A 25,269-nucleotide genomic window follows, 5' to 3' on the forward strand; every position below is an offset into this window, starting at 1 on the left:
CCATGACGGACACGGCCGGCGGTCGCCCGCGCTCGCGCGGCGCGCGGTGGCGGGAAGCGGCGGTCACGGCGACGGCGTTCGCGCTGTGTCTCCTCGGCGGAGTGGTGCAGGACGACGGCAGCACCCTGTCGGCGCCGTCCGCGGCCGCCTATGTCATCGCCGTGGTGTCCTGTGCCGTGCTGCCGCTGCGGCACCGGGCGCCCGTGGCCACCATGGCGGTCACGACGGCGAGCGCCGTTCTGGCGCCCTTCCTGGGCCTGCTGCTGAGCCCGCTCATCGCCGCCCCCGCCGTGTTCGCCGCCTACTCCTACGCGCTCACCGCCCGCACCGAACGCCGCACGGTGAGCGCGGTGGCGCTGATCTCCGCGGCACTGCTCGTCGCCTCGACCCCCTTGTTCGGGGCCCTGTCGTGGCAGGACGCGAGCAGGGTCGGCGCGGTGGCGGCGTTCCCGCTGGTGGCCGGCGTCCTCGGGCACTCGGTGCAGAACCGGCGGGCCTACCTCGCGGCCGTGGAGGAGCGGGCCCGGCGGGCCGAGGAGAGCCGGGACCGCGAGGCGCGGCGCAGGGTGGCCGAGGAGCGGGTGCGCATCGCCCGCGAGCTGCACGACCTGGTGGCCCATCAGATCACCCTGGCCAACGCCCAGGCCACGGTCGCCGCCCACCTCTTCGACACCCGCCCCGAGCAGACCCGCAGGAGCCTCACGGAACTCGTGCGGACCACCAGCGACGCGCTCGACGACCTGCGGGCCACGGTCGGTCTGCTCCGCCAGTCCGGGGACGCCCCCGCGCCCGCCGAACCGGCGCCCGGGCTGGCCCGGCTCCCCACGCTCCTCGCATCCTTCCGCCGCGCGGGCCTTGAGGTGTCGCTGCACCAGGAGGGCACCGCCACGGCGCTGCCACCGGGAGTGGACCTCACCGCCTACCGCATCGTCCAGGAGGCTCTGACCAACGTGACCAAGCACGCCGGTACCGGCAGCGCCCGGGTACGCCTGGTCTGGAACCGGGACCGCGTGACCATCACCGTCGCCGACGACGGAGGCAGCGCCCGCCCGGCGCCGACCGCGGCCCCGGGACCGGACCGGTCCGCGGCACGGGAGGGGCGCGCCCGGCCGACGTCGACCCCGGCAGCGAGGCCTGACGGCCCTGCGGCCGCGGACCGGCCGTCCGGCTACGGGCTCATCGGGATGCGGGAACGGGCCACGGCCGTCGGCGGACACCTCTTCGCGGGCCGGCGCCCGGAGGGCGGCTTCCTCGTCTCCACCGAACTGCCCCTGCCGTCCGCCAAGTCGGCCGCGCGGCGGACGGCCGACGGAGCGGCGGGCGACACGGCGGCGGGGGACCCGCGGTGACGCTCCGGGTGCTCCTCGCCGACGACCAGGCGCTGCTGCGCGGGGCCTTCCGGCTGCTCCTCGAATCCGCCGACGACATCACCGTGGTCGGCGAGGCCGCCGACGGCAGGGAGGCCGTGCGACTCACCCGGGAGCTGCGCCCCGACGTGGTGGTCATGGACATCCGGATGCCCGAGGTGGACGGTCTCACCGCGACCGCACAGATCTGCGCGGACCCGGAACTGCGCGCCTGCCGCATCCTGATCCTCACCACCTACGAGACGGACGAGTACGTCGCCCAGGCGCTGCGCGCGGGAGCGGGCGGGTTCATCGGCAAGGGCATCGGGGCCGAGGACCTCCTGACCGCCGTCCGCACGATCGCCGACGGCGACACCCTTCTGTCGCCCGCCGCGACCCGCTCCCTGGTCGCCCGGTTCCTGGCCACCGCGGACGACACCCCGGCGCGGGACCCCGAGGAACTCGCCCTCCTCACCCCGCGCGAACGCGAGATGGTGGCCCTGGTCGCGACCGGCCTGTCCAACCAGGAGATCGCCGAGCGCATGTTCCTCAGCCCCTTCACCGTCCGCGCCCACGTCCAGCGCGCCATGACGAAGCTGGACGCCCGGGACCGGGCCCAACTGGTCGTCATCGCCTACCGGACGGGCCTGGCCCACCCCGGCCCCGACCGCAGGCCGTAGCCCTCCCACTCGCCGACCGCGCCCCCTGAACGGCGGCGCACCCCCGTGCGCCACGACACCGCGGCGCGCCCCTCCGGCATGTCCCTGTGCCGGCCCCCACCCACGAAAGGGACGACTGTGTCCACACTGGCACCACCCCTGGTTTCCCCGCCCCGCATCGGCGGCCCGGCGATCGGCGCCCTCGGCCTCCTGGCCCTCGCCCTCGGCACCCTTCAGTCCGTGGTCGAGCCCGCACTCCCGCTGCTCCAGGCCGAGTTGGGGGTCAGCCCCGCCGAAGGAGCCCTGGTCGCCAACGCGTTACTCGTCACCGGAGCGGTCGTCACCCCCGTCGCGGGCGCACTCGGCGACCGCTACGGCGGCAAGCGGGTGCTGACCCGGCTGATGGCCGTGGTGTCGGCCGGCGGCCTGCTGGCCGCCCTCGCGCCCGGTCTGCCGCTGCTGCTGCTCGGCCAGGTGTTGCAGGGCGCCATGGTGGGAGTGCTGCCGCTGTCCTTCATCCTCGTGCGCAAGCACCTCCCGCCGGGCGCGTCCCAGACGGCGATCGGACTGGTCGTCGCGCTGTTCACCGGCGGCGGCGTCGTGGGGACCTCGACGGCGGGCCCGCTCGCCGAACGGCTGTCCTGGCACTGGATGTTCGCCCTGCCTACCCTCGCGATCGCCGTGCTGACGTGTGTCGTGGCGCGGCTGCTGCCGCACGATCCGCCGACCCCGTCGGACCACGGGATCGACTGGCTCGGCGCGGTCCTGCTGAGCGGCGCCCTGCTCACGTTCATGGTCGGACTCGTGCGGGCGACGAACGGCCTGCCGCCCCTCGCCGTCGGCGCGTTCGCCCTGGTGGTGGCCGCCCTCGCGACCGCATGGGTCGTGGTCGAGCGCCGGGCGGCCGCGCCGATGGTCGATCTGCGCATGCTGGCCCTGCCCGCGATGTGGCGTTCCAGCGTGCTCACGCTGCTCATCTGCACCACCTCGGGCATGGTCGTCTTCCTGCTCCCGCAGCTGTTCGCGCTGCCGGCCGACGGATACGGCTTCGGAGTCCGAACGACCGACATCGGACTGTTCCTGCTGCCCGGCGCCGTCGTCGGAGCCGTGAGCGACTCGGTCGGCGGGATCGCCGCCCGGCGCTTCGGTCCCCGTGCCGCGGTCGTCGCGGGCACCCTCCTCACGGCGGCCACGATGACCGTGCTGGCGTTGCTGCACACCGAGGTGTGGCAGCTCGTCCTCGCCAAGGCGCTGACCGCGCTCGCCGCGGGGGTCGCCACCACGGCGCTGCTCGCCGGGGCCGCGACCACCGTCGGGGCCGAGGACACCGGCATCGCCACCGGCCTGCTCGTGGTGACCCGGGTGATCGGTGTCGCCCTGGGCGTCCAGATCGGCGGCGCGATCCTCGACGCCGGAGCCGACCCGGTGACGGGCCTGCCCGCGGAAGCGGCCTTCACCACGGGGTTCGCCGTCTGCGGCTTTGTCGCCGCACTGGCACTGCTCGTCGTCCGCCACCTGAAGAAGGGAACCCGGGCATGACACCCGAGCGCTCTGTACTGATCTCCGGGGCAGGCATCTCCGGGCCCGCGCTGGCGTACTGGCTGCACCGGACCGGATGCGCGGTGACCGTGGTGGAGCGGGCCGAGGCGGTGCGCCACGGCGGCTACCCGATCGACGTCCGCGGCACCGCGATCGAGGTGGTCCGCCGCATGGGCGTCCTGCCCCGGCTGCGGGACGCCCACATCCACTCGCGTCGCTGCACGTTCCTCGACGCCGAGGGCGGTGAAGTGGCCTCGCTCGACCCGCGGGCCGTGGACGGCGGGCTCGACGGACAGGACCTGGAGGTGCGGCGGGGAGATCTGGCGGGCCTCCTGCACGCGGCCGTCCGCGACGAGGTGGAATTCCTGTACGGCGACTCCGTCGACACCCTCGACCAGGGCGCGGACGGGGTCGACGTCACGTTCCGCAGCGGGCGGCGGCGCAGGTTCGACCTGGTGGTCGGCGCCGACGGGACGCACTCGGACACCCGGGAGGCCGTGTTCGGACCCGAGGAACGCTTCCACCGCCATCTCGGCCAGTGCTTCGCCCTGTTCACCGTGCCGAACACCCTCGGCCTCTCCCACGAGCTCGTGCTGTGGAACAGCCCCGGGAGAGCCGCGGCTCTCTACGCCGTCGAGGACAGCGCTGAGGCGCACGCCTTCCTGACCTTTCACCGCCCGGAACCACCGCTCGACGTCCTGGGCGACCCCGACGCCCAACGGGCCCTCGTCGCCGCGGCGTTCGCCGGTGCCGGATGGGAGGTGCCGCGGCTGGTCGACGCCCTGCGCGACGCGGACGACCTGTTCTTCGACACGGCCGCCCAGATCCGGATGCCCCGCTGGAGCCACGGTCGCGTCGCGCTCGTCGGCGACGCCGCGTACGCCCCCTCGTTCCTCACCGGCCAGGGCACGAGCCTCGCGCTGGCCGGCGCCTACATGCTCGCCGACGCCCTTGCCAGGTACCGGGATCACAGCCTCGCCTTCGCCGCCTACGAGCGTGACCTTCGCGCGTTCGTGGCCATGAACCAGGCGCTGGTCGACAACGGCGGAGCCACCCTGTTTCCCGTCACGGCCGGGGCCCTGGAGCAGCGCAACGCCAGACTGCGCGGCCTGGTCACCCTGCCCTCGGCGACCGTACGACCGGAGTATTCGGCCCTGAGGCTGCCGGACTTCGCGCCGACGCCGTGAGAAGCGGGCCCTCAGGTCAGGTTCAGGCCGCCGTCGAGCACGATGACCTCGCCGGTCAGATAGCCGCTGGCGATCACCGACGCCACCAGGTCGGCCACGTCGGTCGGCCGGGCCGGGCGGTGCATCGGGGCGCGGTCGCGCCACAGCTCGTGGGCCGCGGCCCAGTCCTTCGTCATCGGCGTGTCCACCAGACCGGGGGCCACCGCGTTCACCCGCACCTCGGGCCCGAGCGCGGCCGCGAGCAGCCGGGTCACGTGGTTCAGCGCCGCCTTGCTCGCCGCGTACGGCACCGAGGACCCCTTGGGGCGTACGCCGGCGTGGCTGGTGATGTTGACGATGCAGCCACCGCCCGGGGAGCGCCGTAGCGCCGGAAGGGCCGCCGTGCACAGCACCCAGGGCGCGATGAGGTTGACCTCCAGCAGTTGCCGCCAGTCCGCCGGAGTCGCCGCCGCGAGGTCCGCGTGCGGGATGGGCCGACTGATGCCCGCGTTGTTCACCAGCACGTCCAGCCGCCCGAACCGAGCCAGTGCCGTCTCGACGAGCCCGCGGGCTTCCGCCTCGACCCCCAGGTCCGCCTGGACGTACGACCCGCCGAGCTCCGCGGCCAGCGCCTGCCCGGCCTCGGCGCTGCGCCGCGAGTGCACGACGACCAGCGCCCCGTCCGCCGCGAGGCGCCGCACGACGGCCTCCCCGATCCCGGACGTGGACCCGGTGACCAGGGCGACGGGCCGGTCCTGTTCTTCGATGCTCATGACAGTGGATCTTGTCACGGCACGGAACCGACCCGCCCCGCGCACACCGCCGTCACCGCGTCACGGCTTGATGCCCACCCCGGCCCACGCGCTGACCTCGGCGTCCGTCGGCTCCGCGGCCGTGCCCTGCGGGTCCTGCGGGCGCCAGCGGTGGGTCAGGGAGATGCCCGGGTCGAGCAGGTCGAGGCCCTTGAAGAAGCGGGCCACCTCCTCCTTGCTGCGCACCTGGGCCCGGGTGCCGGCGGCCGCGTAGATGCCGACCAGCTTCGCCCACAGCTCCGGGGCGAAGTCGCCCGTGCAGTGGCTGACGGCCAGGGCGCTGCCCGAGGGCAGGGCGTCCATGAGGCGGGCGACGATGCCGTACGGGTCCCGGTCGTCCGGGACGAAGTGCAGGATGGCGTTGAGGGACAGCGCGACCGGCCGGTTCAGGTCCAGGGTCTTGGCCAGCTCGGGGGAGCCGAGGATGGCCTCGGGGTCGGTGAAGTCGCCCTGGACGTACGCCGTGCGGCCCTCGGGCGTGTTGCGCATCAGGCGCTCGGCGTACTTGAGGACCAGGGGGTCGTTGTCGGCGTAGACGACCCGTGCCTCGGGCGCCACGGACTGCGCGACCTGGTGCAGGTTCGGCTCGGTGGGGATGCCGGTGCCGATGTCCAGCCACTGGCGCACGCCGTACTCCTGGGCGAGGACCCGGGTCGCGCGGTGCATGAAGGACCGGATCTCGCGGGCGCACGTGAAGATGCCGGGGTAGGTGGCCGCGACGGTCTCCGCCGCCTTGGTGTCGACGTCGAAGTGGTCCTTGCCGCCGAGGTAGTAGTCGTACATCCGGGCGGAGTGCGGCCGGCTGGTGTCGATCTCCCGCGCGGCGTGCGAGTCGTTCATCCTGTCCCTTTCAGGTGGTGTGCGTGGGGGGTGTCGGGCAGGTCGCTGCCGGGGGCAGGTCCGGCTCGGGTCATGGGTCGGTCGTCGGACGGCGGTGAGGCCGGGGTCAGCCGGCCGTCAGATGGTCGGCGAGGCCCCGCTTGACGCCCGCGACGAACGCGGCCATCTCCTGCGGGGTGTAGATCAGCGCGGGTCCGGCCGGATCGGTCGACTGCCGCAGCGCCACCCGGCCGTCGGCCAGCCGCTTGGTCTGCACGCACTGGCCGCCGTTGGGACCGCTCCACGGCGACTCCCAGCCCTGCTCGCCGAGTTCGGTGGCCGGCATCCCGTTGTAGACGTGACAGTCGGTGCTGGTCATGAGTACTCCTTGCGCATGCGGTTCAGGAGCGCCTTGCTGTCCGCGTCCGAGGTCAGCAGGGACATGCGGTTGTGCGCCTCCAGATGCGCCGCCACGTCCGCGCGCTGGTCCAGGTACATCGCGCCGGTGAGGACCTCGGTGTAGACGACGTCCGGCAGCTCCGGTTCCTCGAAGCGGAAGTAGGTGAACGGGGCGCAGGCGCCCACATGGGCACCGGCGGTGAACGGCACCACGTCGACGCTGACGTGCTCCAGCTCCGCGATCTCCAGGAGCCGTTCGATCTGCTCCCGCATGACCTCGGGGCCGCCGACCACCCGGTGCAGTACGGCCTCTTCCATCACCACCCACAGCGTGGGCGCGTCGGGTCTCTCCAGCAGGCTCTGGCGGCGCAGCCGCAGGTCCACGCGCCTGCCGAGGTCCTCGTCCGCCTCGTTCGGGAAGCCGCCGCGCAGCACTCCGCGCGCGTACGCGTCGGTCTGGAGCAGCCCCGTCACGTAGTGGGGCTCGTAGGTGCGCAGGGTCCGGGCCCCGGCCTCCAGGCTGACGTAGGCGCTGAACCAGTTCGGCAGCACGTCCCGGTAGGTGTGCCACCAGCCGGGCTCGTTGGCCCGCTCGGCGAGCACGACGAACTCGTCGATCTCCTGCCGCTCGGCCCCGTAGGTCTCCAGCAGCTTCTCCACGTACAGCGGCTTGAGCGCGACCTCCGCCTTCTCCAGACGGCGGATGGTGAGCGAGGTCACCCGCAGCGCCTTGGCCGCGTCGTCCAGCGACCTGCCCGCATCCTGCCGCCGCTCCTGAAGGCGCCGGCCCAGGATCATGCGCAGCACGGTGGGAGCACTGGCGCCACCCGTGCCCGTACGGCCTTCGCTCACGTCCTGACCTCCTGAGGGGCTGTCACCGGCCCGAGTCTGACAGCGACTTGCTGACGCGACCAGACCGATACCGGCTGGATGAAATTATCAGGGAGCTGGTTGCAGGTTGAACTGGGGTGCGAGCATGATTGCTTGTGCGACCCGTGCCGCCGAACGCGCGCACGTGACGTCAACCGCCCCTACCCTCCGGCTGGTTGGCACCGACTCCGACCCCCGATGCGTCTCGCCCGGCCGCGCCGCCGCCCCCACGGAAGGCCAACACCGTGTCCCCCCACACGACTTCGTCCCCTCAGCTGTTAGACGCCGTGGACCAGGAACGAACCCACTGGATCGAACTTCCCGCGCACCGCTCCAGCGTCGGGGTCGCCCGCCGCTCCGTCGGCACCCGGCTCAAGTCCTGGAGCCTGCCCGGTGAACTGCGCTCCGACGCGGTCCTGCTGCTGTCGGAACTGGCCACCAACGCGGTGTGCCACACCCTCAGCGCCCGCATCCTGTGCGGCATCGGGATGGTCACCGAGGGGATCCTCCGGCTGGAGGTGCACGATCACGACCACTCGGGGCCCAGACTGCGCCGGTGCCGGGCCGGACCCGACGACGAGGGCGGGCGGGGGCTGTTCCTGGTGGAGGAGCTCGCGGACACCTGGGGGGTGGACCGCTCCAGACTGACCGGAGGAAACGCCGTATGGGCGAATCTGACGGCTTGAACTAACCCACGATCGGCGTGAGTTCGGCGAGCAGCAGGGTGCGGTCGTCCGCCCCGGCCGGGTCGGAGGCGGCGTGCAGCAGCCGTCGGCACAGGGAGGGCAGCGGGTCGTGGTCGACGGCCGCGTCGAGTGCCCCGGCGAGGCGGGCGATCTCCTGGTCTATGTCGGCGTCCCGGGACTCGACCAGTCCGTCGCTGTAGAGCACGAGCAGAGCCGGGTCCTCGATGCTGAGCACGGTCGGCTCGTAGCTGCCCGCGCCGAGCCCCAGCGGCAGGCCCGCGCCGACCAGGGCGACCGGGGCGGTCCGGCCGTCCGGGCCGCGCAGCAGCGGGGGAGGGTGACCGGCGCCCACCAGGGTGCAGGTGTGGTTGCGCGCGTCCCACTCGGCGTAGATGCAGGTCGCGAAGGAGGCGCCCGGGGTCTCGCTGGCGAGCGCGTCGAGCCGTCGTACGAGATCGGCGGGGGGAATGTCGAGTCCCGCCAGGGTGCGTACCGCGGTCCGCAGCTGGATCATGGCCACGGCCGACTCGGGTCCGTGCCCCATCGCGTCCCCGACGATCAGGCTGACCCGGTCCCCCGGGCGTCTGAGCACGTCGAACCAGTCGCCGCCGATGATCGAGCCCTGTCCCGCGGGCAGGGACGCGTGGGCGATGCGACAGCCCTCGACCTCCTGGATGGTGCCCGGCAGCAGGCTGTTGCGGATGGCGAGGGCGGTGCGGCGCTCGTGCTCGTAGCGGCGCGCGTTGTCCAGGGCGACCGCGGCCCGGGCGGCCAGCGACTCCACGGCCGCGATCTCCGCGGTCAGGAACGGCCCCCGTCCCGGCCCGCGCGAGCAGGCGACGAAGCCGATGGCCCCGCCCCGCAGCCGCAGCGGCACCACGAGGAACGAGCGCGCCTTGAGGAGTTCGCCGAGCCGGGCGTCCTCACCGGCGGACACGGCGAGCCGTTCGGCCGTGTGCTCGTCGACCGAGTCGAGCAACTGGGCGTGCCCGTCGACCAGGGCGCGGGCGTACGGCGTCGCGCGGGGGAAGACGAGCACCTCGCCGACCGGGAGGGAGCGCTCCCAGGACTCGGGCGCGTCCGTGCCCACCCGCAGGGCCAGCCGGCGCGCCTCGATCTGGGCGGGGTCCGCGCCCGTGTACGTGGTCTCCTCGCGGCGCCACCGCTCCAGCAGGTACAGGGACGCCGCGTCGCAGAAACCGGGCGTCAGCGCGTGCACGACATGGCTGCCGGTCAGCCCCAGGTCGAGTTCCGAGCCGATGACGTCGGCCGCGGGCGAGAAGGGCGAACGCCGGGGCGGGGGCACGGCGGTGGGGGTGTCGTCGAGATGTCTGTGCGGTTCGTTCCGCAGGGTCGTAGGGCCTTTCCGGGCGGGGGAGGGCGGGCATCCGGCGGGGGACGGCTGATCGCCTGGCGTGGAACGGCAACTATATGATGAGGCGTCAAGTGCCTGGATGGGGAAGGACGTTCCGGTGACCGACTTGGCTGCTCTGCCACCGGAGGCCGATCCGGACAAGGCGAGCGTAGCCCGGATGTACGACGCGATGCTGGGCGGGGAGCACAACTTCGCCATCGACCGGGAGGCGGTGGCGGCCGTCACCGCCATCGACCCGCAGGCGCGGATGCTCGCCCGGGCCAACCGCGCCTTCCTCGGCCGGGCGGTGCGCTTCCTGGCCGGAACCGGCGTGCGGCAGTTCATCGACCTCGGTTCGGGGATCCCGACGCAGGGCAACGTCCACGAGGTCGCGCAGGCGGCGAGCCCGGGCGCCCGGGTGGTCTACGTCGACAAGGACCCGGTGGCCGTCGCCCACAGCACCACCCTGCTGGCCGACAACCCGCACGCCGCCATCGTCGACGCCGACATCCGGCGCCCCGCCGAGATCCTGTCCTCGCCGCAGGTGCGCGAGCTGATCGACTTCGATCAGCCGGTCGCCGTGCTCATGGTCGCGATCCTGCACTTCGTCACGGCGGAGGAGGACCCGGCCGGCATCGTCGCCGCCTTCCGGGACGCCCTGCCGGAGGGCGGCTGGCTGGCTCTGTCCCACGCGACCAACCAGGACCGCCCGGACACGGCCGCGGCCGTCACCCGGCTGTACCGCTCCCGGGCCACCTCACCGGTCACGGTCCGCTCGCACGACGAGATCCAGGACCTCTTCACCGGCTTCGACCTGACGGAACCGGGTCTGGTCCACGTCCCGCTGTGGCGCCCGGACGTCGACGAGGACGTGCCGCGCAACCCGTCGGAGTTCTGGGTGTACGCGGGGGTCGGCCGCAAGAGCGACTGACGCGCATTCACATACTTGAACATTGCTCACGTGGGTGTACAGCCGTGCCCCTGCTGTGCCACGCTCGATCAACTCCGAGGCCCCCTCACCGAGTTGGAGGCGTGAGCATGACCGTTTCCCGCCGTACCGTCCTGGCCACGGCGACCGGTGCCGCGGTGACCGGTGTCGCGATGACCGGAGCGTCCTCGACGCCGGCAGCGGCCGCCGCACCGGGCCCCCGTACGCTGCGCGCGGCCGCCGACTACGCCGTCGAGAAGCTCCGCGCGGTCGCACCGACCGTGACCGCGTTCCCCGTCGGCACCAAGTTCGAGAAGTGGACCTACTCGCAGAACGGCGACTGGGTCGGCGGCTTCTGGCCCGGCACCCTGTGGATGGCGTGGCTGCACAGCGGCGACGACGACTTCCGCACCTGGGCCCTGGCCTCCGCGGCGAAACTGGCCCCGCGCCAGTACGACACCGGCACCCACGACCTGGGCTTCCTCTTCTACCCGTCCTGGGTCACCGCCTGGCGGCTGACCGGCGACGAGACCTGGCGGGCGGGTGCCCTCCAGGCGGCCGACTCCCTCACCCGGCGCTACAACCCGCGCGGCCGCTTCATCCGGGCCTGGGGCGCGCTCACCGATCCGAAGAACGCGGGCCGGGTGATCATCGACACCATGATGAACCTCGACCTCCTGGCCTTCGCGAGCCGGGAGACCGGCGACAGCAGATACCTGGAGATCGCCGCGGAGCACGCGAAGACCGCCCAGCGGGTCTTCCCGCGCCCCGACGGCTCGACCCCGCACGTCTACGACTTCGACCCGGACACCGGGGCACCGCTCGGCCCGAACACCGTCCAGGGCTACAGCCCCACCTCCTGCTGGTCGCGCGGGCAGGCCTGGGGCGTCTACGGCTTCACCACCATGTACCGGCGCACCGGGAACCGCGAGTTCCTGACCACCGCCCGCAGACTCGCCGACTTCGCGATCGGCGCGCTCGGCCCGGACCACGTCCCGGTGTGGGACTACCGGGCGCCGCAGCAGCCGTACGACATCAAGGACGCGTCGGCCGGCGCGATCATGGCCTGCGGGCTGCTCGACCTGTCCGCGGCCACCGGGCGCGGCTCCTACCGGGACGTGGCACTGCGGCTGCTCACCGCGCTGGCGGAGACCTGTCTGACCCGGAACTCGGCCCGTGCGGAGGCGGTCGTGGCCCGCTGCACCCGCAACCGGCCGAACGAGGACGGCATCGAGATCTCGCTGCCGTACGCCGACTACTACCTGCTCGAAGGCATTCTGCGGGTGCTGCGGCCGCAGGACGTCGACCGGGCCATCGACCTGTCGACGTCCTGACGGCAGCCCTCACCCCGCGATGGAGTCCAGCTGTTCCGCCGCCGGGCGCAGCGCCCACAGGTCGCCGCCGGGCGGCGACTCCAACCGCGGAACGGCCCTGCGCGCCTGTGCGTCACCCGCGTCGGCGGCCGCGTGCACCACGTCGGTGGCCGCGTACCGGAGGAACTCCAGCTCCGGATGCGGCCAGGGGGCGGCTCCGGTCGCCGCGGGCAGCAGATAGTCCACCGCCTTGAACAGGCTCTGCCCTTCCGGGCCCTGATAGGCCCACAGGTCGACGCCGATGTGTCGGCCGATGGCCGCGAGCCGGGTGTAGGCGACCAGGTCGAAGGTCGAGTAGTGCCAGCTCCGGGTGCGGGTCAGCTCCTGGGGCTGGCTGCCGTCCGCCGCGATCTGGGGTGCGATGCGCCTGCTCCGGGCGTCGAGGACCGTCCGGCGGGCCAGCGCCTTGTCGCCGGTGGCGCAGGCGAGACCGGCCACCAGCAGGTCGTAGAAGGTGCCGTGGTTGTTGGCGGCGGCGCCCTCCTGCTTGCCGAAGTCGCTGTCCCTGAGCCAGCCGAGGAAGTCGCTGTTCCACCGCGCCATGCCGGTGCGGTCCTTCCCGCTCCATCCCGGCGCACCGGTGTTCAGCAGGGCGAGCGCGTCGATCACGCTGGTGTAGGACTGCGAGAAGTCGATGATGCCGATGGCGCGGCCGTCGTACTTGCAGGGGATGAACTGGGCGTGTTCCAGGTGGGGGTTCATCCGCGTGGCCGGATCGAGGAACCAGGTGCGCAGCACCTGCCCGGCCTTCTCGGCGTACTGCTTCCGGCCCGTGTAGTACCAGGCGAGGGAGAGGTCGTAGGCGGAGTCGAAGGTCTTCTCGACGTCCTGGCGGTCGGTGCCGGAGTCGACCTCGGGATTGCGCTCGCCGTCACGCTGCACATAGGGGCAGCCCCACGGGTTGTCGGCGGTCGGGGACTTGGACGGCCACCAGTACGGGGCCTGGCTCAGGTAGTCGTGGACATCGCCGCCGGGGGCGGGCCGGGGCTTGTCGACGACCGTCCAGGGGCCCTGGTCCAGCCACTTGTCGGCGCGGGTCCTCAACGCCCGGACCGCCGAGCGCAGTTGAGGATCAGCAGGCAGGCGCTGCTTGGTGGCTTGGAGACGGGCGCCGTCCAGGACCACGGTGTGAGGGACCGAGGTCTGCGCTGTGACCGGAGCCGAGAGGACCGATGTGAACGCGGCCAGGGACGTCAGCAGCACGAGCAGCCGGGAGCGCGCACTCATCGGACCGCCCCCTTGAGCCCACGCTGTGCCTCGTACAGGTTCCGCGGGCGCACCGCCCCCGGACTGCCGTACAGCTCCAGGCGCGTGTGCAGATCGCCCGTGAAGTCGGGCACGTCGATCTGGTCGAACTCCCTGACCTCGTCGATGCCGACGGTCGCCGAGTACGGGGCCAGGCCGTCGATCTTCACCAGCCCCGCGCGGCCGTTGGTGACCCGGACGTTCCAGTGCGTGAACCGGGCGCCGAACAGGGGTCCCGCGCTCGCGTCCCCGCCGTGGCGGCCGTTGTTGTTGACGGTGATGTCGGTGCGCACATTGGCGAAGGGCAGGCCGCGATGACTGTCGAAGGTGCCCATCCGCATGTCCCCGCGCGACCAGACGTTGTACGACGACAGCCCTTCGACGTTGATGCCGTGCAGCTGGGTGCCCGCGGGCGCCGGGCTGGTGCGCTCCTCGATGGTGAAGTCCTCGACGAGGTTGTCGTGCGAACCCTCGCGGCAGAAGTAGGGGTGATGGGAGCCACGGCCGGCCACCCGCGTGCGGCGCAGGGTGCAGGCGGAGGCGGCCACCAGGCCGAAGCCGTTGTCGACATGACGGACCGTCACGTCGTCGACCCAGCAGTCGTACGCGCACTGGAGCACGACACCGTTGTGCCCCTTGTCCAGCAGATGCGGCTGCTGCGGGGTCTCGACCGCCTCCAGGGTCAGCCCCTCGACCCCCGATCCGCTCAACTCCGGTACATGTGTGGTCAGTTGCGGCTGCCACTCCGGACGCAGATCGAGCGGCAGGGGCCGTTCGAGGGTGACCTCACGGCCGTGGACGTGGGCGATGCGGACGGGCCACTCGTAGGGAACGTACGACGTCAGCTTCGTCTTGTCGTCCCAGAAGTAGGCCTCGGGCCCCGGGCCGCCGCCGCACATGTGCTCCAGGAGGGTGTGGTCGGCGTCGTCCGCCAGGCGGAGGAGGACCAGGGCGCCCGGACGCAGTGCGGAGGCGTCGGCGACCCGCACCCTCCAGAAGCCCTGCCGGGCCGGGGCGACCGTCGTGAGCGTCCGCCACTCGTCGCGCCGGTTGCCCGTCCAGCCCTCGAAGGGCCACGCCCTGGCCCGGATCGCCGCGACGAGGGACTCCCAACGGGCCCTCGGCGCAAGCCAGATCAGCCCGCCGGCCCACGACCACGACGACTTGTCCCCGCCGTAGCGCGAGCCGTACGTGCCGATGAGCTCGGTGAGGTTCTTCGTCGCGTACAACGTCGTACGGCCGCTGCCGGCGCCCTTCAGGATCACGTTCGAGTGGTTGACGCGGATGACGTCGTCGATACGGAACGTGCCCGGAGGGATGGTGACCGTGCCACCGCCGGCCCTTCCGGCGGCGGCGATGGCACGGTTGATCGCGGGGGCGGAGTCGGTGGAGCCGTCCGCCACGGCGCCGAAGTCGCGGACGTCGGCGACGACCCGTCGGCGCGGGAGGCGCTCCGCCCCGCCGTGGCAGCCGGCTCGTCCGACGTACGGGATCTGGGGGTGGGTGAAAGGAGTGCGTCGGTACTCCCGCCAGAGGGGGGCCGCTTGGGCTGCCGACGCGGTTCCGGTGGTTCCGGCGGTCAGGGCCACGGCGACGGCGCTTCCCAGCATCGACCGTCTGGTCATGCCCATGACATCGAATTCGTTCATGTCTGATCGCCCTTCCCATGGAGCTTTCATGGATGTGAACGACGTTCATGAGTGCGTCGAGCGGTGAGCATGCCACGACGTTGTGCAGTGCGAAAGAGGTTGCGCAGGGGTTGATGGGTCAGATCCCTGAACCGGGCACGGCAGAGCCCCGTCGACAGGCGGCTGTCGACGGGGCTCTGTGATGCGGTACTACCGGCCGCTCCTGCCGACCGCCACGACGCCGGTGACCTTCGCGCCGGTCAGGTTGTCGTAGACGACCTCACCGCCCGCCTTCTTCCAGATCCGGAGGCGGAAGGTGTCCGGTGCGTCGGTGGCGGTGACCCGGAAGCCGTACCCGCTCCGGCCGTTGACCGTGCCGGACCCCTGGTAGACGGCCTGGGAGCCGGTCACTACCAGCCAGTCGGAGGCGGTCGAGCGGAACTTCAGCCTGGCCGGGCCGAAGTCGAAGGAGACCTCGCCGACCGGCGTCACCAGGCCCGGCAGATAGGCCGCCGCGAAGGAGAAGGCGGCCTTGCCCGTCAGGTCCGGCCCGGCCGGGTAGGCGCCGGTCGGGGAGCCGACGACACCGGCACCGAGCGCCGGACCGGCGGAGCGGTCGTAGACGATCAGCTCCGGGAGCGTCCTGCTGTCCGAGGCGCCGTCGTCGTCGGTGACCGTGACCACCGGACGCCGGATCCCGGCCTTGGCGAACGTGTGCTCGGCCCGGCAGCCCGAGGCGGTGACCTTGCCGGACGCCGGCGCGCTCCCGTCCTTCCAGTCGACCACGCAGGTGTGCGTGTCGCTCGTACCCGGGTCGCTGAACTCGGCCGTGACGACCGCGCGCCCGCCGACCGGCACCGGGGACTGCGGACCGGTGACGGAGGTGAGGGCCGGTGCCGCGTTGGCCACCTTGACCGTCGCCGTGTCCCTGCTGCGGCCGCCGGTCAGGGTGACCGTCCAGGTGCCGTCGTCGGTGCAGGTCACCGTCGTGGCCGCCGAGCCGGGGTCGGCGAAGGTGCAGGGTGCACCCGCCTCGACGGTCCACTGTGGGCTGCCCGCCCCGGAGTGGGTGCCGTGCAGGGCGATCGCCTCGCCCTCCTCGCCGCCGGTGTCAGCACCGGCGTGCACGACGCTCACCGGGTCGATGCTCGTCAGCGTGGGCACGACCTTCCTGATCATTCCGTCGGCGTCGAACTCCAGCCTGTCGAGGGTCGTTTCACGGTGCGTGCCGTCACCGCCGGGGATCGCGAACCGGTGATAGGCGATGTACCAGTCGTCGGTGTTCGGCACCTGGACGACCGAGTGGTGGCCGGGGCCCTTGATGCCGAGCGAGAGGTCCTTCTCCAGGATCACGCCCCGCTTGGTCCAGGGTCCGGTGGGGGAGGGGCCGGTGGCGTAGGCGACGCGGTAGTTCTCGTCGCGGGTGTCGTTCTCCGACCACATGAAGTAGTAGGTTCCGGCCCGCTTGATGACGAACGTGCCCTCGTTGTAGCCGCTGGGCGTGATGTCCTTCATCCTCGTCAGGTCGAGCGAGGTCATGTCGGCGTTCAGCGGCGCCACGTAGGCGTGCCCGTTGCCCCAGTAGAGGTACGACTGCCCGTCGTCGTCCGTGAACACGGCCGGGTCGATCATCTGGCCGCTGAACTGGCCCGCCTTCAGCAGGGGTTGGCCCAGCGCGTCCTTGAACGGACCGGCCGGCGAGTCGGACACCGCCACACCGATGTTGGCGTCGGCACAGAAGTAGAAGAAGTACTTGCCGTCCTTCTCGGCGATCGTCGGTGCCCAGGCCCTGCTGTCGGCCCAGGAGACGTCGGGGCCGAGGTCCAGGATGACGCCGTGGTCCTTCCAGTGGACCAGGTCGGTGGAGGAGTACGCCTTGAACTGCGTACCGCTCCAGCCCTCGAAGCCGTCGGTGGTCGGATACAGGTAGAAGGTGTCGCCGAACCGCACGATGTTCGGGTCGGCGTTGAGACCGGGCAGTACCGGGCTCTTCATGACGACCGCCGAGACCGTCCAGCTGCGCTTCTTGCCGTCGGACCCCGTCACCTCGTAGGTCACCGGCTTGCTGAAGTCCTGCACGCTGCCGGAGGCGGGACTGATCGCCGCCCCGTGCGCGAGGGTGAACTCCGGTGCCAGCGCCGTGAGATCGGTGCCTTCCTTCATCGGCAGCGTGACCTTGCTGCCGGCGTCGTCGACGACGGCGTCGACCTTCAGCGCCGGGTGCGAGGCCTTCGCGATGCCCGCGGTGTTGCCGCTGAGCTCCATGACCTCGGCGGCGCTCAGGGCACGGTCGTAGACGCGGAAGTCGTCGACCTCGCCGCCGAAGGACGGGTCGGCCGCGTACAGGGACCTGCCGATGTAGCCGCTGTAGTCCTTGTCCGCGTCGTACAGCTCGGACGGCTTGATGGTGGTCGTCGTACGGGCCGCCTCGACGCCGTCGACATAGAGGACCAGCGCGCCGGTCGCACCGTCGAGGGTGACGGTGACGTGCCGCCACTGGCCCGGGGTGAGCTGCGAGCCGGCCGTCAGCTTCGACTCGGCCGACCAACTCGCTTTGGTGATGGCCGAGTAGAGGCTGTTGCCGCCGTTGGAGGGGGTGGCGAACAGGTACTTGTCGCTGTCGGGGCCGAGCCCGAACAGCCACTGGAAGCTGCTGCCGCCCTTCCACTTGGCGTAGGTGGACACGGTCACGCTGCCGGCGTTCCTCAGCACACCGTTCGGAATCCTCACGTACGGCGAACCCGTCGCGTCTCCCGACATCTTGAAGGAGCCGCCCTGCACGCCCGTGCCGAAGCCGGGCACACCGACGTAGGTGCCGTGGTAGCCGTGTCCGCTGGAGTCGACCGCGATGTTTCCGGACGTCTCGTCGAAGCCGTAGTGCAGCAGCAGGTCGGCCGGGACGTCGGGGCCCTCCTCGGACACGGTGACCTCCGCCCGGACCGGGATCGCGTTGCCGTCCGGCAGGCTGCCGGTGACGGTGAAGGTGCCGGCCTGCGCGTACCGGGAGGCCGGGACGTCCTCCCAGGTGACCGCGACGGGACGCCTGACGCCGTCGGCGTACGTGGCGATCACGGTGGCGGGCAGGACGGGTGCCTCACCGATCCGCGTCTTCACCTCGATGGCCTCGACGCTCTCCACGAGCTGGTCGGGCTGATAGGCGCGCAGCAGCCGGTCGTACTCGGCCTGGGTGACCGGCAGGACCGTGCCGTGGCGCGGCCTGGCCGGCAGGTCGTAGTCGGCGACCGGCGTCCAGGTGCCGGAGTCGAGGTCCGTCGTCTCGAAGGGGATATAGCCGCGGCCGCCGAACTCGTCGAGGAAGGCATACCACTTCTCCTCGGTGTTCGACTTGAAGACCAACGGCCCCTCTGCGGCGCTCATCGCGCCCTTGCCGATGCCCTCGGCGACCGCGGTCCAGTTCGGATCGAGGATCGAGTCGCTCTTCTCCTCGAAGATGAACTTGCTGTTGGGCGTGGAGGAGGAGTTGTTCCGCTCGTCCTTCGACAGCCGGTAGTAGGTGCCGTTGTGCTGGATCATCGTGGAGTCGATGACCGAGTAGCCGCGGTCGATCCAGACCCTGGGCTCGCTGAAGGTGTAGAAGTCGCGGGTGGTCGCGTACATCATGCGGTTGTACGTGTCGCCGGAGTGCGCCTCGTTGTCGTACAGCTTCGACGCCCAGAAGACCACGTACTCGCCGCGCTCGGCGTCGTAGAACGCCTCCGGCGCCCAGGTGTTGCCCGCGCTGTCGGGGGACACCTTGACGAGGCGCTGGTTCGTCCAGTGCACCAGGTCGGTGGACTCCCAGACCATGATGGACTTGCTGCCGGTGCGCTGGGCGGCGTCCCAGTCGCCGTTGCCGTAGATCCGGAGGTCGGTGGCGATCTGGTAGAACTTGTCGCCCTCGGGGGAGCGGATGATGAACGGGTCGCGCAGGCCCTTCTCGCCGAGCGTGGAGGTCAGGACCGGCTTGCCGTCGTTCAACTCCCGCCATTTCAGCGGGTCGTCACCCTTGCTGAGCGCGGCGTAGAGCTGCTCGCCGTCGGAGGTGCCCTCGCCGGTGAAGTAGCTGAACATGTAGCCCTTGAGGGCTTCCTTCGCCGGGAGTTCGGGGACCTTGGCGGTGAAGGTGCGGGTCGCCTTCGCCGTGCCCTTGGTGACGGTGGCGGTCAGCTCGGCGGTGGTGGCGCCGGCGCCGTGCGCGGGGCGGTGGACCACGCCGTCGTCCGCGACGACGTCCTGGTCGGCGGAGGACCAGGAGACGGCCGTGCCGTAGTCGCCCCGGGACGGGAGGGTCAGGTTGCCGCGGACGTCGTCGACATTGCGGACGACGAGGTTCTCGGTGGCCCGGTCGGTCGCGGTCTGGTCGTCGAAGTCCGCCACGACCGTGACGTCGAAGCTCTTGGTGTCGGTCGCGGAGCCCTTCCTCAGGGTCGCCGTGAGCGTGGCGTGGCCGTCGGGTTCACCGGCGGCGGGGCGGGTGACCTTGCCCGTGTCGGACACCACGCCGGGGTTGTCGCTGGCCCAGGTGATCGTCGACCCGCCCGCCGTGCCGGACTTGGGGAGGGCGAGGTCGGCCGTGACCGCGCTGGTGTCGCCGAGGCTCAGGGCGGCCTTGTCGGCGGCGACGCCCTCCGCGGCGATCGGCAGGGTCAGCTCGTCGACCTCGGCGGGGTCCAGGGCGCGGTCGTAGACCCGGAAGTCGCGGATTCGGCCCTTGAACAGCTTGTCGCCGGAGTAGACCGACCTGCCTATGTAGTTGGCGGTGGTCGTGCCGGAGCCGATGGAACCGGGGGTGATGGTCACCGAGGTGTTGCGGCCGACCTCGACACCGTCCTCGTAGAGGATGCCGGTGGTGCCGGTCTGGGTGTAGGTGAGCTGCTTCCACACCCCGCGGGCCAGGTTGTGCGAGTCGGTGGGCCGGGTGTTCTGCTCGGTCGACCAGTTGCCGCTCGCGATCGCGGTGCGCAGGGAGTTCCCGGTGGCGAACAGGTAGCCGTTGCCGGTGCTGCCGCTGGAGTTGCCGAAGCCGTAGATGAAGTACGGCGTGCTCTGGGCGGGGTCGAGCCACACGTCCGCCGAGACGCTGATCGAGGTCATGCCCTTCATGACGTCGTCGGGCACCTTGATGTAGGTGTCGGAGCCGTTGAAGGCGAGCCCCTGCCCGGGGGCCGACCAGTCGGCCGTGCCGATCACGCTGCCGTCGCGGCCGTGGCCGGAGGCGTCCGCGACGGTGCTGCCGGAGGCGGCGTCCAGCTTGTACCAGAGGGCCAGGCCGTCGGTGAGGTCCGTGGTGTCCGCCGCCTGCGCGGGAACCACGGGTGCGGTGAGGCCCAGGAACAGTGCCGCGGCGGTCAGACCGGTGAGGCGGCCCGCCCGGCGTCTCGCGCGGATGCGCGGACGTGCGAAGTACGTCATGTGGGGTTTCCCTGCTGAGACATGGCGGGGTCCCGGCGCCGGGCATGGGGGTGCCTCGGCCGTGGGCACCCGCCGTTTCGGCTGTGTGACGTCGTGTTGCGAGAGTGTCAATCGCACTCCGTGGGGGCGTCAAGAGGTTTCGAACAATGTCCGACCAGTCGAACATGACTCATTTCCCGGCATGCCCAACGGAGTTGGGGGCAATCGGGGGGTACTCAACGTCATGACCTCAGACATCCGCACGTCATGACCTTCATTCGAAGGGATGGCACCATGCTCGCCATCATCTCCGCGGTCCTGTTCTTCATCTCCTTTCTGATCAACGCCGCGGACATCTCGACGAACGACACCTTCACGTCGACCAACATCATGCTGCTCGGCCTGATGGTGCTCGCCCTCCATCTGGCCGGCGTCGGCAGCGGCTGGAACGTCCGCGGGCGCCGGTAGTGAGCCGTCTCAAGCGCGGGGCAGCCCCCAGCGCGGCGCCGGCGCGTTCGGACGGACGGGCGCGACGCTCAGGTCGGGACGTTCACCCCTGGCGGTGACGAGCGCCGACCCGCCCTTCGGCAAGGCGATGCGCACGGCCCCGTCCCCTGCGTCCTCGTGGCGCAGGGGACGACCGCGCCCGTCCCGCACCTCGATCGGGCCCGCGATCCCATGCCGTACGACACAGGGGGCGCCCGCCTCGCTGACCAGCCGCACCCAGCGGGTGGTGCCGCTCCGACGGACCGCGCTGAGCAGGAAGGCCCCCTGGGTGCGGAAGCCGTGCACGGTCAGGTCCTGCCAGGCGGCGGGCAGCGCGGGGAAAACCCTGATGACGCCGCCCCACGACTGGCACACCATGTCGTGCAGGGACTGGGCCGCCGACAGGGGTGTCTCGATGACCGGGCCCGACTCCTGGTACATGGTGTTGGGCTTGATGAAGCGGGCCATCAGCTCACCGAGATATCCGAGCGCGTCCTCGCCCTTGCCGAGCAGCGCCGACATGGACGCGGCGCCGGTGAACGTGTAGCCCTGGAGAGCCCCCTCGAAGCCCACCCAGTGCGCCAACGACCGCTCGATCAGGGCGCGTTCCTCGGGCGTGCGGCCGGTCACCTCGTACAGCGGGTACACCGCGAGGAGATGCGAGTAGTGGCGGTGCGACTTCGCGAAGGGGATGTCCGCACCGATCATGAAGCCGTTGGCGTCGACCGGGTACGGCGTGAGCCGGGCGAGGACGTCCCGCCAGCGGGGTGCCGACTCGTCGTCGATGCCGAGGAGTTCGGCGGAGTCGACGAGGGTCCGGCAGCCCCAGGACAGGAGCATCAGGTCGTAGGTGCAGTCGCGGGAGTTGCCGCCGTACTCCGGTGAGAAGGTGGCGGGCAGATGGAGCCTGCCGTCCGGTCCGGGTTCGAGGAAGTGCAGGTAGTAGGTGACCGCCTTGCGCAGGAGCGGGAACAGGACGTCACGCAGGATCGACTCGTCCATCGTGTGCCGGTAACTGAGCCAGACGTTGTGCAACGCCCAGGTCAGATTGCCGACTTCGGGGGTCGGCGGGTCCTGGCCGGGGATGCCGACGCCGTACCCCATGAGGGCACTGGCGGCGCCGTTGACCAGCTGGGGATCGGTGGTGCGCGGGATGCCGAGGGAGTCGGCTCGGTAGGGCGCCGGGGTCTCCTGGGAGAGGTTGGCCCGGAACTCGCTCAACGCCCTGGTGATGGCGTCCAGTTCGAGGTGGTTGGAGCCGTGGATGAGCCAGTACTCCAGTTGCGCGTTGAGGTTCCACCAGGTGTTGGGCCAGGGCGTCGGCTCCAGCCAGGGGCCGCTGGTCGCCATCACGGGGGCGTCCCGGCGGGCCGCGGCGGCCGCCTTGTACAGCTGGATCCAGTAGAAGCGCTGGAGCCGGGCGTCGGGGACGGAGAGGAAGCTCCTGCGGTAGTAGGCGTGCCACCACGCGCGGTGGTCCAAGGCCAGGGCGGTGTAGGGGAGCAGGGCCGCGGTGCGTACCCTCCTGAGGGCCCGGCCGAGCGCCGTGGTCCTCGGGTACGAGTGCGCGACATGCGCGTACAGGGTCCGTGTCCCTCCCCTCGTCCGCTCCTGCCACGCGGTGACGTGCTGTCCGCCCGCCAGTAGCGGCTGTACGGCTGCGGTGACGCCGTCGTGGTCGGCGACCTCGGCGGGCGGGTTGGCCCGGTAGCCGTCCGGCAGCGGCTTGAAGGCGGCACGCGGGCTGATCGCGTCCGCGGGATGGAAGACCCAGCGGAAGCCGCGCTCGCCCTCGCTCGGCGTCACCTCGACGGCGAGCACGGAGCGGTCGTTGTGCACGAGGGCGCGCAGCCGCAGTGTGCCCTTGTCGGTGGTGAGCGTCCCGGTCAACTCGGCCTCGTGCAGCGACAGTCGCCAGTCGAGACCGGTGATCGCGCCCACCGGCTCCAGGGTGAAGTGGCCGATCGGCAGCCGGGCGAGCCCGAAGAGGGAGCCGAACTCCGGTCGGTGGTCCTGCACTTCGGAGTGCTGGACGTTGAAGCGTACGGCGGAGGAGGCCGCTCCCGGCTCGGCGTAGATGCCGGAGCCGAGGAAGCCGTTGCCGAGGAACGGGCCTTCGTACCAGGCCGTCGGCATCCGCTGCCAGACCAGGTCGGCGTCGTCGAGCACGGTGTGCCAGGGGTCGCGGGCCGGCGCGGTGTCGACGGCTTCGGCCGCTGCCGCCGGTGCGGTGAGGCCCGAGGCCAGCAGCCCGCCGCCGAGGGCGGTCCCGGTGGCGAGAACGGTACGTCGGGACGGATCGGGCGCGGCGGGAGAGGGCATGGTGTCTCCAGACAGGCTCGGCGCGGCTCTGTGCCAGGAATCATCGGAGCTATTCCGCGAAGCAACTTAGAGTTGGGGCTGCTGCCCGTCAATGGAACGGGATAGATCCGATGTGTATCCGGGCTCCCGCATCCAGGCCCGAGTGCCGAAGGACGCACAGGCCCGCGAGGCCACCACCGCGGCGGCACGCAGGGCCTCGACGAACCCTTCCGGGGTCAACTCGCCCTGGTCGGCGAGGTGACGGGTGAGCGCCCCGTGCAGGACGTCACCCGCGCCGAGCGTGTCCGCCACCCGGACGGCGGGCACGTCCACGGTGCCGCCGCCGTCAGGGCCCGCCCACAGGACGGGGCGCCCGCCGCGGCTGATCGCGCACCACACCACTCCGTGCTCCCGGAGGAAGCCCAGCGCGTCCTCGGGGCTTTCGGTGCCCGGCGGCCGGAAGTCCTCGGAGCACACGGCCACGTCGATCGACGGCAGGAGTCCTTCCGTACCGGCCTTCCAGCTGCCCCCGTCGAACACGGTCCGCCGCCCGGCGGCACGTGCGGCGCGGGCGGTCTCGGTCGCCAACTCCATGTGGTGGCCGTCGAACTCGACGATGTCGCAGGCGGCCACCAGCGCTTCGAGGTCGGCCGGTGGCCCGAGCCGGTAGCCGGTCGCGTTGGTCGACGCGACGGCACGGTCCCCGCTCGACGCCGTGACCAGAATCGACGACACCGCGGGCGGCTCGACGGAGCCGGCCGCCAGATCCGACACGCCGACGCCGAGCCGGGCCAGGTCCGCCGCGACCGCGAGCCCGAGGGGATGGGCGCCGATCCCGGTGAGCAGCCGGGCCGCCCCGCCCAGGTGACCGAAGGCCACGGCGGCGTTCGCCGCGGGGCCGCCGGCGGCCACGACCTGCTCACGGGCCGTCAGTTTCTCGTTGGAGCCGGGCACATGGTCCACGAGCTGGATGACGTCCAGGGTGCACAGGCCCACGAACAGCCCTGCGGGACCTGGGTTGTCCGTCGGCCTGCGCACCTTCTCCACCCCTCTTCGTCCGGCTCCGCCTCCCGCTCCCGACCTCAGCCCGCCGCCCTCTTCACCAGCTCGCCGATCCGCGCCTCGTCCGCCGCGGTGAGCCGCGTGAGCGCGAAGGCGGTCGGCCACATGGTGCCCTCGTCGAGGTTCGCCTTGTCGTTGAAACCGAAGGTCGCGTACCGGGCGTTGAACTTCTGCGCGCTCTGGAAGAAGCAGACGACCTTGCCGTCCTTGGCGTACGCGGGCATCCCGTACCAGAGCTTCGGCGCCAGGTCCGGTGCGCTCACCTTGACCACGGCGTGGATCCGCTCGGCCATGACCCGGTCCGAGTCCTGCATCTCGGCGATCTTCGCGACCACCGCGGCCTCTTCCTCCGCCGCCTTGTCGGCCCGTGAGCCGCGGCGCGCCGACGTCTTGACCTCCTGGGCCCGCTCCTTCATCGCGGCGCGCTCCTCGGCGGTGAACGTCTCGGTCCTCTTCGTGGTCTTCCGCGTGCTGGTCATGTCGGTTCCTTCCGGTGCAGGGATGGTACGGGTGTGGGCAGGGCACGGAGCGGGGGCAGGGCTCAGGGACATCTTCACGCGGGACGGCGCGCCGCGCCGCTCACCCCCACGCGCCGGCGATCTGCCGGGTCGTGGCGTTGAGCCGGTTGAACAGATTGGTCACGCCGACCATCAGGACGATCGCGGCCAGCTGCTTCTCGTCGAAGTAGGTGGCGGCGGTGTCCCAGATCTCGTCGCTCACCGCGTCGGGACGGTCGGCCAGCCGGGTCGCCGCCTCGGCCAGCGCGAGCGCCGCCCGCTCCTCCTCGCTGAAGCAGGGGGCCTCCCGCCACGCGACGACCGTGGCCAGCCGCTCCTCGCTCACTCCGGCCTTACGGGCCGTCCTGGCACCGCCGTCGACACAGGCGCTGCATCCGTTGATCTGGCTGACCCGCAGATGCACCAGCTCCAGCGTCTGCCCGTCCACGCCACCGGCGTGCACGGTCTTCATGAGCTGCTGGATGGGCTGCATCGCGTCGGACAGGACGACGGCGGGGTTCTGCATACGGGACTGCATCTGGCTGCTCTCCTCGGTCGGACGGTGCCCCGTCCCTGCGGGGCGTGATGCCATCTCAGCCGAGAGGGGTTGTCAGGACGACGGCCGTGGGACACCGTGGGACAGCCGAAACGGCCTTGAACAGGCACGATCCGGCCCGGAGAAGTACTGCCGGGGCGGGACAGAGGGGC

General features: G+C 71.6%; 20 protein-coding genes. 8 read left to right on the forward strand and 12 right to left on the reverse strand.

All coding sequences use genetic code 11. The features are described from left to right. Nucleotides 1-2: 2 nt before the first annotated feature. The 4 genes from ACFULQ_RS01940 (at nt 3) to ACFULQ_RS01955 (ending at nt 4,731) form a co-directional block, all read left to right on the forward strand. Nucleotides 3-1,349 carry a sensor histidine kinase gene (locus tag ACFULQ_RS01940; RefSeq protein WP_383536739.1) on the forward strand — a complete coding sequence of 449 codons (1,347 nt, stop codon included), beginning with the start codon at nt 3-5 and terminating at the stop codon, nt 1,347-1,349. After that, on the forward strand, nt 1,346-2,026 hold the full coding sequence (locus ACFULQ_RS01945; RefSeq protein WP_383536742.1) for a response regulator: 681 nt from the start codon (nt 1,346-1,348) through the stop codon (nt 2,024-2,026). The genes ACFULQ_RS01940 and ACFULQ_RS01945 overlap by 4 nt, the downstream gene beginning before the upstream one ends. 78 nt (nt 2,027-2,104) lie before the next feature. Further along, nucleotides 2,105-3,544, forward strand: coding sequence for an MFS transporter (locus tag ACFULQ_RS01950; RefSeq protein ID WP_383536826.1), 1,440 nt, complete (start codon nt 2,105-2,107; stop codon nt 3,542-3,544). Next, a complete protein-coding gene (locus ACFULQ_RS01955; RefSeq protein WP_383536744.1) occupies nt 3,541-4,731 on the forward strand; it encodes an FAD-dependent monooxygenase in 1,191 nt (396 codons plus the stop codon). Before ACFULQ_RS01950 ends, ACFULQ_RS01955 begins: the two co-directional genes overlap by 4 nt. Before the next feature lie 11 nt (nt 4,732-4,742). Here ACFULQ_RS01955 and ACFULQ_RS01960 read toward each other — a convergent pair whose 3' ends face one another. The 4 genes from ACFULQ_RS01960 to ACFULQ_RS01975 form a co-directional block, all read right to left on the reverse strand. Further along, nucleotides 4,743-5,483, reverse strand: coding sequence for an SDR family NAD(P)-dependent oxidoreductase (locus ACFULQ_RS01960; protein WP_383536747.1), 741 nt, complete (start codon nt 5,481-5,483; stop codon nt 4,743-4,745). Nucleotides 5,484-5,543: 60 nt separating this feature from the next. Beyond that, nucleotides 5,544-6,362, reverse strand: a complete 819-nt coding sequence (locus ACFULQ_RS01965) for an SAM-dependent methyltransferase (protein WP_383536749.1) — start codon at nt 6,360-6,362, stop codon at nt 5,544-5,546. Between the two features lie 106 nt (nt 6,363-6,468). After that, nucleotides 6,469-6,720 carry a DUF397 domain-containing protein gene (locus ACFULQ_RS01970; RefSeq protein WP_383536752.1) on the reverse strand — a complete coding sequence of 84 codons (252 nt, stop codon included), beginning with the start codon at nt 6,718-6,720 and terminating at the stop codon, nt 6,469-6,471. Then, nucleotides 6,717-7,592, reverse strand: coding sequence for a helix-turn-helix domain-containing protein (locus ACFULQ_RS01975; protein ID WP_383536755.1), 876 nt, complete (start codon nt 7,590-7,592; stop codon nt 6,717-6,719). The genes ACFULQ_RS01970 and ACFULQ_RS01975 overlap by 4 nt, the downstream gene beginning before the upstream one ends. A 305-nt stretch (nt 7,593-7,897) precedes the next feature. Here ACFULQ_RS01975 and ACFULQ_RS01980 point away from each other — a divergent pair, with 305 nt between their 5' ends. Continuing rightward, nucleotides 7,898-8,296, forward strand: a complete 399-nt coding sequence (locus ACFULQ_RS01980) for an ATP-binding protein (RefSeq protein WP_383536757.1) — start codon at nt 7,898-7,900, stop codon at nt 8,294-8,296. Between the two features lies 1 nt (nt 8,297). Here the strand turns inward: ACFULQ_RS01980 and ACFULQ_RS01985 are convergent, their stop codons facing one another. After that, nucleotides 8,298-9,602, reverse strand: a complete 1,305-nt coding sequence (locus ACFULQ_RS01985; RefSeq protein WP_383536760.1) for a PP2C family protein-serine/threonine phosphatase — start codon at nt 9,600-9,602, stop codon at nt 8,298-8,300. A 148-nt stretch (nt 9,603-9,750) separates the two neighbouring features. Here ACFULQ_RS01985 and ACFULQ_RS01990 point away from each other — a divergent pair, with 148 nt between their 5' ends. Further along, on the forward strand, nt 9,751-10,581 hold the full coding sequence (locus ACFULQ_RS01990) for an SAM-dependent methyltransferase (RefSeq protein WP_383536762.1): 831 nt from the start codon (nt 9,751-9,753) through the stop codon (nt 10,579-10,581). A gap of 107 nt (nt 10,582-10,688) precedes the next feature. Next, complete coding sequence (locus tag ACFULQ_RS01995) at nt 10,689-11,912, forward strand: glucuronyl hydrolase (RefSeq protein WP_383536766.1); 1,224 nt, start codon at nt 10,689-10,691, stop codon at nt 11,910-11,912. A gap of 9 nt (nt 11,913-11,921) precedes the next feature. Here the strand turns inward: ACFULQ_RS01995 and ACFULQ_RS02000 are convergent, their stop codons facing one another. From ACFULQ_RS02000 to ACFULQ_RS02010, 3 genes are all read right to left on the reverse strand, one after another. Continuing rightward, nucleotides 11,922-13,178, reverse strand: a complete 1,257-nt coding sequence (locus ACFULQ_RS02000) for an alginate lyase family protein (RefSeq protein ID WP_383536768.1) — start codon at nt 13,176-13,178, stop codon at nt 11,922-11,924. Further along, nucleotides 13,175-14,845 carry a glycosyl hydrolase family 28-related protein gene (locus ACFULQ_RS02005; RefSeq protein WP_383536771.1) on the reverse strand — a complete coding sequence of 557 codons (1,671 nt, stop codon included), beginning with the start codon at nt 14,843-14,845 and terminating at the stop codon, nt 13,175-13,177. The genes ACFULQ_RS02000 and ACFULQ_RS02005 overlap by 4 nt, the downstream gene beginning before the upstream one ends. Before the next feature lie 189 nt (nt 14,846-15,034). After that, nucleotides 15,035-20,236: a family 43 glycosylhydrolase gene (locus ACFULQ_RS02010; protein WP_383536773.1), complete on the reverse strand. Its 5,202-nt coding sequence runs from the start codon at nt 20,234-20,236 to the stop codon at nt 15,035-15,037. Nucleotides 20,237-20,509: 273 nt separating this feature from the next. On the opposite strand from ACFULQ_RS02010, the gene ACFULQ_RS02015 reads away from it, so the two are divergent. Continuing rightward, nucleotides 20,510-20,683, forward strand: a complete 174-nt coding sequence (locus tag ACFULQ_RS02015) for a hypothetical protein (protein WP_383536776.1) — start codon at nt 20,510-20,512, stop codon at nt 20,681-20,683. A gap of 9 nt (nt 20,684-20,692) precedes the next feature. On the opposite strand, the gene ACFULQ_RS02020 is transcribed toward ACFULQ_RS02015, so the two are convergent. From ACFULQ_RS02020 to ACFULQ_RS02035, 4 genes are all read right to left on the reverse strand, one after another. After that, nucleotides 20,693-23,023: a glycoside hydrolase family 95-like protein gene (locus tag ACFULQ_RS02020; RefSeq protein ID WP_383536779.1), complete on the reverse strand. Its 2,331-nt coding sequence runs from the start codon at nt 23,021-23,023 to the stop codon at nt 20,693-20,695. Nucleotides 23,024-23,089: 66 nt separating this feature from the next. Further along, the gene (locus ACFULQ_RS02025; RefSeq protein ID WP_383536782.1) at nt 23,090-24,040 is read right to left on the reverse strand and encodes a PfkB family carbohydrate kinase; all 951 of its coding nucleotides are present in this window, start codon (nt 24,038-24,040) and stop codon (nt 23,090-23,092) included. A 44-nt stretch (nt 24,041-24,084) separates the two neighbouring features. Then, complete coding sequence (locus ACFULQ_RS02030) at nt 24,085-24,543, reverse strand: iron chaperone (protein ID WP_383536784.1); 459 nt, start codon at nt 24,541-24,543, stop codon at nt 24,085-24,087. A 100-nt stretch (nt 24,544-24,643) separates the two neighbouring features. Next, entirely contained in the window at nt 24,644-25,099 is a 456-nt protein-coding gene (locus ACFULQ_RS02035) for a carboxymuconolactone decarboxylase family protein (protein WP_383536786.1), read from the reverse strand. Nucleotides 25,100-25,269 lie beyond the last annotated feature (170 nt).

The sequence above is a fragment of the Streptomyces sp. NPDC057253 genome, assembly GCF_042669125.1.
In the GTDB taxonomy this organism is placed as follows: Bacteria; Actinomycetota; Actinomycetes; order Streptomycetales; family Streptomycetaceae; genus Streptomyces.

Coding starts and splice junctions, on each gene's coding strand:
- ACFULQ_RS01950 (WP_383536826.1), top strand. CDS start 2,105: ATGTCCCTGTGCCGGCCCCCACCCACGAAAGGGACGACTGTGTCCACA.
- ACFULQ_RS01970 (WP_383536752.1), bottom strand. CDS start 6,720: ATGACCAGCACCGACTGTCACGTCTACAACGGGATGCCGGCCACCGAA.
- ACFULQ_RS01990 (WP_383536762.1), top strand. CDS start 9,751: ATGGGGAAGGACGTTCCGGTGACCGACTTGGCTGCTCTGCCACCGGAG.
- ACFULQ_RS02005 (WP_383536771.1), bottom strand. CDS start 14,845: ATGAACGAATTCGATGTCATGGGCATGACCAGACGGTCGATGCTGGGA.
- ACFULQ_RS01965 (WP_383536749.1), bottom strand. CDS start 6,362: ATGAACGACTCGCACGCCGCGCGGGAGATCGACACCAGCCGGCCGCAC.
- ACFULQ_RS02020 (WP_383536779.1), bottom strand. CDS start 23,023: ATGCCCTCTCCCGCCGCGCCCGATCCGTCCCGACGTACCGTTCTCGCC.
- ACFULQ_RS01960 (WP_383536747.1), bottom strand. CDS start 5,483: ATGAGCATCGAAGAACAGGACCGGCCCGTCGCCCTGGTCACCGGGTCC.
- ACFULQ_RS02010 (WP_383536773.1), bottom strand. CDS start 20,236: ATGACGTACTTCGCACGTCCGCGCATCCGCGCGAGACGCCGGGCGGGC.
- ACFULQ_RS01940 (WP_383536739.1), top strand. CDS start 3: ATGACGGACACGGCCGGCGGTCGCCCGCGCTCGCGCGGCGCGCGGTGG.
- ACFULQ_RS02035 (WP_383536786.1), bottom strand. CDS start 25,099: ATGCAGTCCCGTATGCAGAACCCCGCCGTCGTCCTGTCCGACGCGATG.
- ACFULQ_RS02015 (WP_383536776.1), top strand. CDS start 20,510: ATGCTCGCCATCATCTCCGCGGTCCTGTTCTTCATCTCCTTTCTGATC.
- ACFULQ_RS02030 (WP_383536784.1), bottom strand. CDS start 24,543: ATGACCAGCACGCGGAAGACCACGAAGAGGACCGAGACGTTCACCGCC.
- ACFULQ_RS02000 (WP_383536768.1), bottom strand. CDS start 13,178: ATGAGTGCGCGCTCCCGGCTGCTCGTGCTGCTGACGTCCCTGGCCGCG.
- ACFULQ_RS01995 (WP_383536766.1), top strand. CDS start 10,689: ATGACCGTTTCCCGCCGTACCGTCCTGGCCACGGCGACCGGTGCCGCG.
- ACFULQ_RS01955 (WP_383536744.1), top strand. CDS start 3,541: ATGACACCCGAGCGCTCTGTACTGATCTCCGGGGCAGGCATCTCCGGG.